A 9,481-nucleotide genomic window follows, 5' to 3' on the forward strand; every position below is an offset into this window, starting at 1 on the left:
TGGGAATCATCGGGCGCGCGGCCGCCACCCCCGGCGCCACCGGATCAGGGACTGCGCGGGACGACGGCGTCCGCGGTGGGCGCCGAACCATACCGGCCGGCACCGCCGTCGAGCTGCTCGCGCAGCGCCAGGACGCTCGCCACCCGACCCGCTCCGGTGTCGACGTCATCGACGGTGCTCAGGCCCGCGGTGGCGCCGCGGTCGGCACGAGCGACCCCCACGGGACCGGTGGAGCCGGCCGACCCGGTCCGGCCCGCGAGCACAGCGCCCGCGCCGGAGCGGTCCAGCTCGGCGGCGAGCCGGGCGGTGACGGCCGCGGCGTCGCCCGCGTCGACGCCGCGCAGCGCACCGCCGGTGAGCACGAGTACGAGATTGGCGGGTTTGGGCACGTCACCCGCGATGGCGAACCCGGCGGTCGTCAACCCGGACACGACGACCTGCGCCTGCTCGGGCGTGGCCTGTGGCTGCCCGTCCTTGGTCAGCACCAGCCCGGCGAGCAGTCCGCCGACGAGGCTGCCGGTGTCCGATGCCGCGGGCAGCTGCGCGCCGCTCGGCAGCAGCCGAGCGGTCAGCGCGCGTAGCTCGTCAGCCCGCGCCGGGTCGGTGACGGCGTCGCTGAGCGCGAGCTGGCCGGTCACGGCGGCCCCGGCCTGGCCGATGAGGGTGACGATCGCGTCGCGGTCACCCGGGTCGGCGCCGAGGGTGACCACCGCGACGGTCTGGTCTGCGAGCACCCCGCGGACCGCGGCCGGACCGACCGTGGCGGCGAACTCGTCGCCGGCCCGCTGCGCGGCCTGCAGCGAGTCCCGCTCGGTGGTGAGCCGGTCGACCTGGGTGCTGAGGTCGTCGCGCTGCGCCGAGATCGCCGAGAGCAGCCGGTCGGACAGGCCGCTGGCGCCGAGGAACACCCCGACGGCGAGCGCGAGGAACACCGCGGCGAGGGACACCACGTGGTAGCGCAGGGAGATCAACCGAACACGCCCTTGATCTGGTCGACGAGACCCTTCCAGCCCTGGGAGAGCCAGGCCAGCACCGCGTCCCCCGCGTCGGAGACGAGCAGCGCGGCCAGCACCGCGACCAGCGCCGCGGAGATCATCAGCAGCACCGCCCCGGCGGAGACCCGGCTACGGTACAGCGATCCCAGAATCCGCCCGTCGACCAAGGTCCCGCCCAGCTGCAGCCGGGTCAGGAACGTCGAGGCGTTGCTGCCGGAGCGGCCACGGTCGAGGAACTCGGTCATGCTGGCCGACAGCCCGACGGTGACGATCACCGCGGCGCCGCGGTGGTGGGCCAGCAGCAGTGCGAGGTCCTCGGGGTTGGCCGAGCTGGGGAAGGTCACGGCACCGGCGCCGAGGTCCTGAACCCGGTGCAGGCCGGGGGCGTGGCCGTCCGCGAAGGCGGGGACGACGACATCCGCGCCGCAGGCCAGCGCCTCGGTGGAGACCTCGGCCGGATCGCCGACGATGAGGTCCGGTTTGTGCCCGGCCGCCAGCAGCGCGTCCGCTCCGGCCCCGACCCCGACCAGCACCGGCCGGTACTCGCGGATGTAGCTGCGCAGCCGGGCGAGCTCACCCGTGTGGTCGAAGCCCGAGCCGACGACGAGGACCTGTCGGTCGGCCAGCTCGACCTCGACCTCGGGAACCCCGTGGCCGTCCAGCAGCAGCGAGCGTTCCAGACGCATGAACTCGATCGTGTTGGCGGCGAACGCCTCGAGCTGGTGTGCCAGCCCGGCCTTGGCCTCGACCAGCGCGTCGGCCACCGAGTCGGGGGTCTGCTCGACGCCCTTGGCGAGCACCCGCTCGCCGGAGTAGAGCACGCCCTCGTGCAGCCGGACCTTGCTGCCGTCCTTCACGGTGTGCAGCGCCTCGGCCCCGACCCCGTCGACGAGCGGGATGCCGGCGCTCACCAGGACCTCGGGCCCCAGGTTGGGGAAGCGGCCGGAGATCGATGGTGACGCGTTGACCACGGCGGCGACCTGCGCGGCGACCAGGGCATCGGCGGTGGAGCGGTCCATGTCGATCTGGTCGAGAACCACGATGTCCCCGGGCTTGAGCCGGCGCAGCAGAGTGTCGGTACGACGGTCGACCCGCGCCACCCCGGTGCGCCCGGGTAGCTCGGGCCGCGAGCGATGCAGCAGGCCAGACAGCTTCATGCACGCACTGTGACACCTCCGGTTCACTGTGCCGGGGACGCCACGCCGAGGCGTGACGACGGTGTCATCGCAGGGACGGCCCCGCGGCTGGGGTCCGAGCGGTCTTGCGGGCCGTGGGCGCCGGGTCCGCGATGCCGTTGCGCTGCCCGCCCCGGCCGGCCCGGTCGCTGTCGCGGTGCGCCCGCGCCGCGGCGAGCAGTTCCTCGGCGTGGGCCCGGCCGGTGTCGGTGTCGCCGAGGCCGGCGAGCATCCGGGCGAGCTCGGCGATGCGGTCGGGCTCGGCGAGGGTGTGCACGCTGCTGCGGGTGACCCCGGCGGCGCCTGCCTTGTGCACCACCAGATGCCGGTCGGCGTAGGCCGCGACCTGCGGCAGGTGCGTCACCACGATCACCTGGTGGTTCGCCGCGAGCCGGGCCAGCCTGCGCCCGATCTCCACCGCGGCCCGTCCGCCAACCCCCGCGTCGACCTCGTCGAACACCATGGTGGGGACCGGATCGGCACCCGCGAGCGCGACCTCCAACGCCAGCATCACCCGCGAGAGCTCACCCCCTGAGGCTCCCTTGTGGAGGGGCTGCGGTGCCGCGCCCGCGTGCGGGACGAGCCGCAGCTCGACCTCGTCGACCCCGGAGGCGCCCGCAACCATCGCCACCCCGTCGACGACGACCGCGTCGGGCGCCTCGGGGCCGGCGGCGAGCCGCGGGGCCACCGAGACGGTCAGCTCGGCGTCGCGCATGGCCAGCCCCGCGAGTTCGGCGGTGGCCTCCGCGCCGAGCCGGGCGGCGGCCTCGGTGCGGGCGGCCGTGAGCACCGCCGCGCACGCCGCCAGCTCGACGGCCAGCTCGGCACGGCGGGCGGCGAGCGCCGCGAGCGCCTCGTCGGAGGTGTCGAGGCCGGCCAGCCGCGCCCGGGCCTGCTCGGCCCAGGCCAGGACGCCGTCGGCATCGGCGGCGTACTTGCGGGTCAGCGTCTTGAGCTCGGCCTGGCGGGCCAGAACGGCCGCGAGCCGCTCGGGGTCGGCATCGAGCCGGTCGAGATAGCCGGACAGCTCGCCGGCCACGTCGCCCAGGACGGCCAGCGCCTCGTCGAGCCTCGGGTCGAGGGCGGTCAGCTCGGGGTCACCCGCTGCGAGCAGCCGGTTGCGCGCCTCGCCGACCAGACCGACCGCCCCCGGCGCGTCGGGGCTCCCGTCGTCGGCGCCGGACAGCGCGAGCCGTGCGGCGGTCGCGGCCTCTCGCAGGTCGTCGGCCGCGGCGAGCCGACGGGCCTGCTCGACGAGGTCACGATCCTCGCCCGGCTGCGGGTCGACGGCCTCGATCTCGGTGAGCCCGAGGCGCAGCATGTCGGCCTCTTGGGCCAGCCTGCGGGCCCCGTCGCGGCGCTCGACGAGCTCCGCCGACACCCGCTGCCACTGCGCACGCACCGACCGGTAGGCCCGCAGCGGGGTGGCGACCGCATCGCCCGCGTACCGGTCGAGCAACCCGCGCTGGTCGGCGGGCCGCAGCAGGCGCAGCTGGTCGTTCTGGCCATGCACCGCGAGGGTCGCCTCGGCCAGCCGGCCCAGCACTCCGATCGGCACCGAACGACCTCCCAGATGCGCCCGTGAGCGGCCGTCCGCCGATACCGTGCGAACGGCGATCAGCTCGCCGTCGTCGACGTCGGCACCGACCTCCTCGGCCAGCGCGATCAGCTGCTCCCCCGCCACGAACCGACCCTCGACGACCGCCTTGCGTGCGCCCTCGGCCACCCGCGACGCTTCGCCGCGCCCACCGCCGAGCAGCGCCAGCCCGGTGACCACCATGGTCTTGCCCGCGCCGGTCTCCCCGGTGAGCACCGTGAGGCCGGGGGCGAGCTCCAGCGTCGCGTCGTCGATCACGCCGAGGCCCTGGATCCGCATCTCGGCCAGCATGGGGCGAAGACTACGGCGCCGCTGCGACAGGCGTCAGCCCGCGTCGCGGTCCGCGCGAGACCCGGTCAGCTGCGCGGGCCGCCGCCACGATGGACGACGCGGTCGTCCGGATGCCGATCGGGCGACCCACGCCAGCCGCGCACCGGCAGGTCGAACTTGCGCACAAGGCGGTCGGCGAAGGGCTGGCCGTCGATCCGGACGACGCGCACCGGCTTCGCCCCGCGGCGCACCTCGACCCGCGCGCCCGGCGGCAGCACGATCGTGCGCTTGCCGTCGCAGTCCAGCAGCGCGGGCGGTCCGAACTGGTCGACCTCCACCGCCGCCTGCGAGTCGGGCGCGACCAGCATCGGCCGGGCGAACAGCGCGTGGGCGTTGCTGGGCACCAGCAGCAGCGCCTCGACCTGCGGCCACACGACCGGACCGCCGGCGGAGAACGCATAGGCCGTCGATCCCGTCGGCGTCGCGCAGATCACGCCGTCGCAGCCGAAGCTCGATACCGGGCGGCCGTCGACCTCCAGTACCACCTCCAGGATCCGTTCCCGGGTGCTCTTCTCCACGCTGGCCTCGTTGAGCGCCCAGGTCCGTCCCAGCACCGACCCGTTGGACCGGACGACGACGTCGATCGTCATCCGTTCCTCGATGGCGTAGTCGCGGGCGACGAGCGCGTCCAGGGCCTCGTCGAGCGACTCCTGTTCGGCCTCGGCCAGGAAGCCGACCCGCCCGAGGTTCACACCCAGCAGCGGCACCCCGCACGGCCGGGCGAGTGCCGCGGCACGCAGGAACGTGCCGTCCCCGCCCAGCACGAGCACGAACTCGGCGCCCTCGGCGGCAGCCGGCAGATCCTCGACCGGAATCGGGTCGAACCCGTCGGGGACCTCGGAGCCCATCTCGACCAGCTCGGAGCCGAGCATCCGGAGTCGGATGCCCTCGGCGGCCAGCCGTGCGGTCACCGCGGCGGCGGTCCGCCGGTTGGTTTCCCGCCCGGTGTGCAGGACGACCATCGCCTCCCTCATGGCGGCCCGCCCGCAACGGCCTGGGCCAGCACCGCGTCTCCGACGTCGGTGCCGCTCCCGCCCAGCCACAGGAAGTACTCCACATTTCCCGAAGGCCCCGGCAGCGGGCTCGCGACGGCGCCGCGCAGCACCAGGCCCAGCTCCCGCGCGACGGCGGTGACCTCGGCGATCGCCGCCAGCCGCCGCTGCGGATCGCGCACCACACCGCCCGCGCCGAGCCGGTCCCGCCCCACCTCGAACTGTGGCTTGACCATCGGCAGGAGTACCCCGTCGGGCGCGGTGGCGGCGGCGAGCGCGGGCAGCACGGTGCGCAGGGAGATGAACGAGAGGTCGGCGACGGTGAGGGCGACCGGGCCGCCGATGTCCGCGGGCCGCAGCCGGCGGACGTTCGTGCGGTCGAGCACACGGACGCGAGGGTCGTTCTGCAGTCGCCAGATCAGCTGCCCGTACCCGACGTCGACCGCCACGACCTGGTGGGCGCCGCGGTCGAGCAGGACGTCGGTGAACCCACCGGTGGACGCCCCCGCGTCGAGGCAGCGCCGCCCCTGCACGTCGATGTCGAACGCATCCAGTGCCCCGATCAACTTCTTGGCCCCGCGCGACGCCCATTGCGGCTCGTCGCTGTCGGTGACCACGACGGGGGTGTCGCGCTCGATCTGCGTCGCCGGTTTGCTCGCCGGTACCCCCCGCACGCAGACCCTGCCCTGCGCGATCATCTCGGCCGCCTGCTGCCGTGACCGGGCGAGTCCCCGGCGGACCAGCTCGGCATCGAGGCGGGCGCGGGCCGCCACCACCGTCACACCCGACCGGGGCCCTGCCCCGGGGCGGCCCCGGCGGCGAGCGCGTCACCGAGGGCGGCATGCACCTTCTCGAACGCGGTGACATGCTCGGCGAACGGACGGCCGTCGAGCTCGTCGAGGCCGGCCATCGCGGCCGCGACGGACGCCACCACGGCCTCCGACGGCCCGGCGTGGGAGGGCCGCGGGAGGCTCGGCCCCGGCACGTCGTGCGACGAGCGCGGTCGGCCCGGCGGGACGGTCATCGTCGTGCTCCCCGTGCGGCTTCGACTTCTGCCACAGTAACCGACGCGCCGTTGGTCGCGTCGTCGCTGCCACGCGCGCTCGGCAGACCGAGTGCGGCGAGGGCGCGCGTTGCCGCCGAGCCCTCGGCGTGGACCTGCACGGGGCCGCCGCCGTCGTCCGCCCAGTGTGCGGCGCACAGCGCGCGAAGAGCGTCGACGGCACCGTCGGTGGATCCGGCACCGGACAGCACCAGGTCCGCACCGGCACGCTCGACCTGCCAGCCGGGCCGGGGGCCGGGGGTCAGCTCGACGATGGGGCGGGTCAGCGCCGACAGGTCGGCGGCGATGTGATCCGGCCGCTGGGCGGGCGCAGCCGCGAGCACGTCGGCGGCACCGGAGACGCCGGTGAGCACGAGCAGCGTCGCCAGTCCGGCGGCCCGGCCGCCTTCGATGTCGGTGTCGAGCCGGTCGCCGACGACCAACGGGCGCTGTGCCCCGCTGCGCTTGACCGCCTGTTCGAGCAGCCGCGCCGCGGGCTTGCCGGCGACCTGCGGTACCCGGCCGGATGCCAGCCGCACCGCCGCGACCATGGATCCGTTGCCCGGCAACGGACCCCGCTCGGTGGGCAGGGTCGCGTCGATGTTGCAGGCGACCCACACCGCACCCGCTCGCAGGGCCACGGTCGCCTCGGCCAGGACCCGCCATCCGGTGTCCGGGGAATGGCCCTGGACGACGGCCACCGCCTCGTCGGCGCGCTCGGTGATCGACAGTCCGACCTTGATGATCTCCTCTGCGAGTGCGTCCGTGCCCACGACCAGGACCGGCGAGCCAGGCTCCATCTGCTCGGCGAGCATCGCCGCGGCGGCCTGCGAGCTGGTCAGCACGTCCGGCTCGGTGGCGGGGAAACCCAGCTCGGCCAGGTGGGCCGCGACCTCGGACGGGCGGCGCGAGGCGTTGTTGGTGACATAGACCGTCCGTGCTCCCAGCCCCGCGGCCTCCGTCACCGCCTCCACCGCCCGCGGCACCGCCTGCCGCCCGCGGTACAGCGTGCCGTCGAGGTCGAAGAGGAGCGCGTCGTGGCGGTCGAGCACACTGATCATGCTTCTGGCTCCGCTGGACCGGCCTCGGGCTGGCTGTCGGTCGAGCTGTCCCCGGTCGGTCGCTCGCGAGCCGATACGTCCTCGCCGGTGTCACCGGTGTCGCCGGTGTCGTCCATGTCGGCGGTGTCGTCCTCGGCCTCGGCTTCGACGGCGTGGGTGTCGTCCTCGTCCACCTCGGCCGGCGGCCGATCCTCGACGGGCACCAATTCGGTACCGAAGATGACGTCGTCCTCTTCCAACGGCTCGCCGGTGAGCTGGGCGATCCGCACCGCGGCGTCGGTCTCGCCGTGCTCGTCGGCACCGGCCGCATGCACGAACCACTCGAGCGCGTCGGACTCACGCCCCGCGGCCTGCAGGTTGTCGGCGTAGGCATAGAAGAGCCGGGCGCTCCACGGGTCACGACGCGTCGGGTCGAGCGCCGGGACCTGCAGCCCGACGACCGCCGCGTCCAGCTCACCCAGGTCACGGCGCGCCCCGGCCGCGACGATGGCCAGCTCGATCCGCTCGGCCTGGCCCAGCTCGGCGGCCTCCGGCCCACGCGCGAGTTCGATGGCCCGCTCCGGGCGCCCCAGCGCGCGTTCGATATCGGCCATCACCGGCAGGTGTCCGGGCCCGCCCCCCATCCGGCGGGCGGCCCGCAGCTCGCCGAGCGCTTCGGTCCACTCTCCTGCGTGGTAGGCGGCGATGCCAACCGCCTCGCGGACAGCGGCGATGCGGGCGGCCCGTCGCCGGGCGAAGCGCGCGTGCTGCAGCGCGAGGTCCGGATCCTCGTCGACCAACGAGCCGGCCGCGACGAGGTGGCGCGCGACGGACTCGGCCGTGTCCCTTTGCAGTCCCCGCAGATCGCGCCGGATCTCCGGGTCGAGCGCGGCGACGCTGGCGTCCTCGGGCAACGGCGGCTCCGTGGCGAGGTTCGTCTCTGCCGCGGGCGCTCGGCGCGACCGGCTCCAGTCCTCGGTGTTCGATGCGGACCGCGCGCCTTCCTCCCACGGCCCGTCGGGACGCGCGCTGCGGCGCTCGCCTCGATCGAACCGATCCGGGCCGCGAGACGATCGATCCGAGCGCTCGCCGCTGTGTTGCCGACGCTCGCCGCTGTGTTGCCGATCAACGGCACGCTGCCGGTTCCGGCCGGGCGCACGTTCGTCCCGGCCGTCCGGCCAGGACCGACGATCATCGCGGATCCAACGGTCATCGGACCGGTCGCGGCGGTCGCGGTCCCGTGGGCCGCGGTCGTCCGCGCGCCGGCCACGATCGTCGGCGCGCGAGGCCCCCTCGCGCCTGTCCTGCCTCGGGCCGGCCGTGCGGGCGCCTCCCTGGTCGGTGTAGCGGCCGGAACGTCTCTCGTCCCGGCCGCCGCGCCCCTCTCCCTCGCGCCGCTCGCCCCAACTGCGCCGGTCGTCGTGGCCTCGCCGGTCGTCGTGGCGTCGCCGGTCGGCCCAGCGCTCGGAACGGCCCTCCGGTCGGCCGCCACGCTCGTCGACGGGTCGCTCGGACCAACTCCGCCGCTCCCCGCGATCCGGGCGATCCCCGGCGCGCCGCTCGTCCCAGCCGCGGCCGCCGTCTCGGCGCGCAAACCGGCCCTCTGTGCGACTCCGGTCCGCACGCGGCGAATCCCAGTCGCCTCGGTCCGTCCGCCGTGGCCGTTCCTCGAAGCGGCGGTCGCCCACCCAGCGACCCGTCTCGGATCGGCGCGACGGGCGGTAACCCTGCCCGCGGTCGCGATCGTCCGCAGCACGGCCGCGGTCCTCCCAACGAGGCCTCTGCTCGGACCATCGTCCGCGCTTGTGGCCACCCGCGTCGTCATCGCCGCGGTACGGCCGCCACTCGCCCTCCTGCCGGCCGGAACGCCGCTCGCCGCCGCCGCGCGGGGCGTCACGGCTACGCCATCCACTCTCACCCGAGCGGCCCTGCGTTCCGCGGTAACCGCCCTCGCGGCGCGAACGGTCCGGACGCTCCGATCGGGCGGAGCCGCCTTCAGACCAACCGCTTCCTACTCGGTCACCCCGCTGGGGCCGACCGGTGCCGCGACGATCAGATCGGGGATGCTCGCCGCGGCCGTTCCAACCACTCCGACGCTGCTCGGAGCGGTCCCGATCATTGCGTTCTCGGCCACCGTCCCGATGATCGCGTTGCGGACGGTTATCGCCGGAACCATCCGCGATACTCATAGTTGCAGAATACGGCAACGGGCCCCCGCCGGTGTGGTGGGGGCCCGTGGCCGTATATTTTTTTTGGGTTGGTTGTCGGCGGTGTCCTACTCTCCCACACCCTGGCGGGTGCAGTACCATC

9 protein-coding genes are annotated in these 9,481 nt (G+C 74.8%); all 9 read right to left on the bottom strand.

Annotated features, from left to right (window positions below; genetic code table 11):
* Positions 1-44: 44 nt before the first annotated feature.
* On the bottom strand, positions 45-971 hold the full coding sequence (locus ACFQE5_RS02300; RefSeq protein ID WP_379582197.1) for a copper transporter: 927 nt from the start codon (positions 969-971) through the stop codon (positions 45-47).
* A complete protein-coding gene (gene steA / locus ACFQE5_RS02305; protein ID WP_379582199.1) occupies positions 968-2,152 on the bottom strand; it encodes a putative cytokinetic ring protein SteA in 1,185 nt (394 codons plus the stop codon). The genes ACFQE5_RS02300 and steA overlap by 4 nt, the downstream gene beginning before the upstream one ends.
* A gap of 64 nt (positions 2,153-2,216) precedes the next feature.
* Positions 2,217-4,058 carry a DNA repair protein RecN gene (gene recN, locus ACFQE5_RS02310; RefSeq protein ID WP_379582201.1) on the bottom strand — a complete coding sequence of 614 codons (1,842 nt, stop codon included), beginning with the start codon at positions 4,056-4,058 and terminating at the stop codon, positions 2,217-2,219.
* Between the two features lie 65 nt (positions 4,059-4,123).
* The gene (locus ACFQE5_RS02315; protein ID WP_379582203.1) at positions 4,124-5,059 is read right to left on the bottom strand and encodes an NAD kinase; all 936 of its coding nucleotides are present in this window, start codon (positions 5,057-5,059) and stop codon (positions 4,124-4,126) included.
* Positions 5,060-5,067: 8 nt separating this feature from the next.
* Complete coding sequence (locus ACFQE5_RS02320; RefSeq protein WP_379582221.1) at positions 5,068-5,862, bottom strand: TlyA family RNA methyltransferase; 795 nt, start codon at positions 5,860-5,862, stop codon at positions 5,068-5,070.
* Positions 5,863-5,867: 5 nt separating this feature from the next.
* Positions 5,868-6,113, bottom strand: coding sequence for a hypothetical protein (locus ACFQE5_RS02325; protein WP_379582205.1), 246 nt, complete (start codon positions 6,111-6,113; stop codon positions 5,868-5,870).
* Complete coding sequence (locus ACFQE5_RS02330; protein ID WP_379582207.1) at positions 6,110-7,192, bottom strand: HAD-IIA family hydrolase; 1,083 nt, start codon at positions 7,190-7,192, stop codon at positions 6,110-6,112. Before ACFQE5_RS02330 ends, ACFQE5_RS02325 begins: the two co-directional genes overlap by 4 nt.
* The gene (locus ACFQE5_RS02335; RefSeq protein ID WP_379582209.1) at positions 7,189-8,085 is read right to left on the bottom strand and encodes a hypothetical protein; all 897 of its coding nucleotides are present in this window, start codon (positions 8,083-8,085) and stop codon (positions 7,189-7,191) included. The genes ACFQE5_RS02330 and ACFQE5_RS02335 overlap by 4 nt, the downstream gene beginning before the upstream one ends.
* Before the next feature lie 1,097 nt (positions 8,086-9,182).
* Positions 9,183-9,347 (bottom strand): hypothetical protein, encoded by a 165-nt coding sequence (locus tag ACFQE5_RS02340; protein WP_379582211.1) that lies wholly within the window; start codon positions 9,345-9,347, stop codon positions 9,183-9,185.
* Between the last annotated feature and the right edge of the window lie 134 nt (positions 9,348-9,481).

Source organism: Pseudonocardia hispaniensis (assembly GCF_042658695.1).
Classification (GTDB): domain Bacteria; phylum Actinomycetota; class Actinomycetes; order Mycobacteriales; family Pseudonocardiaceae; genus Pseudonocardia; species Pseudonocardia hispaniensis.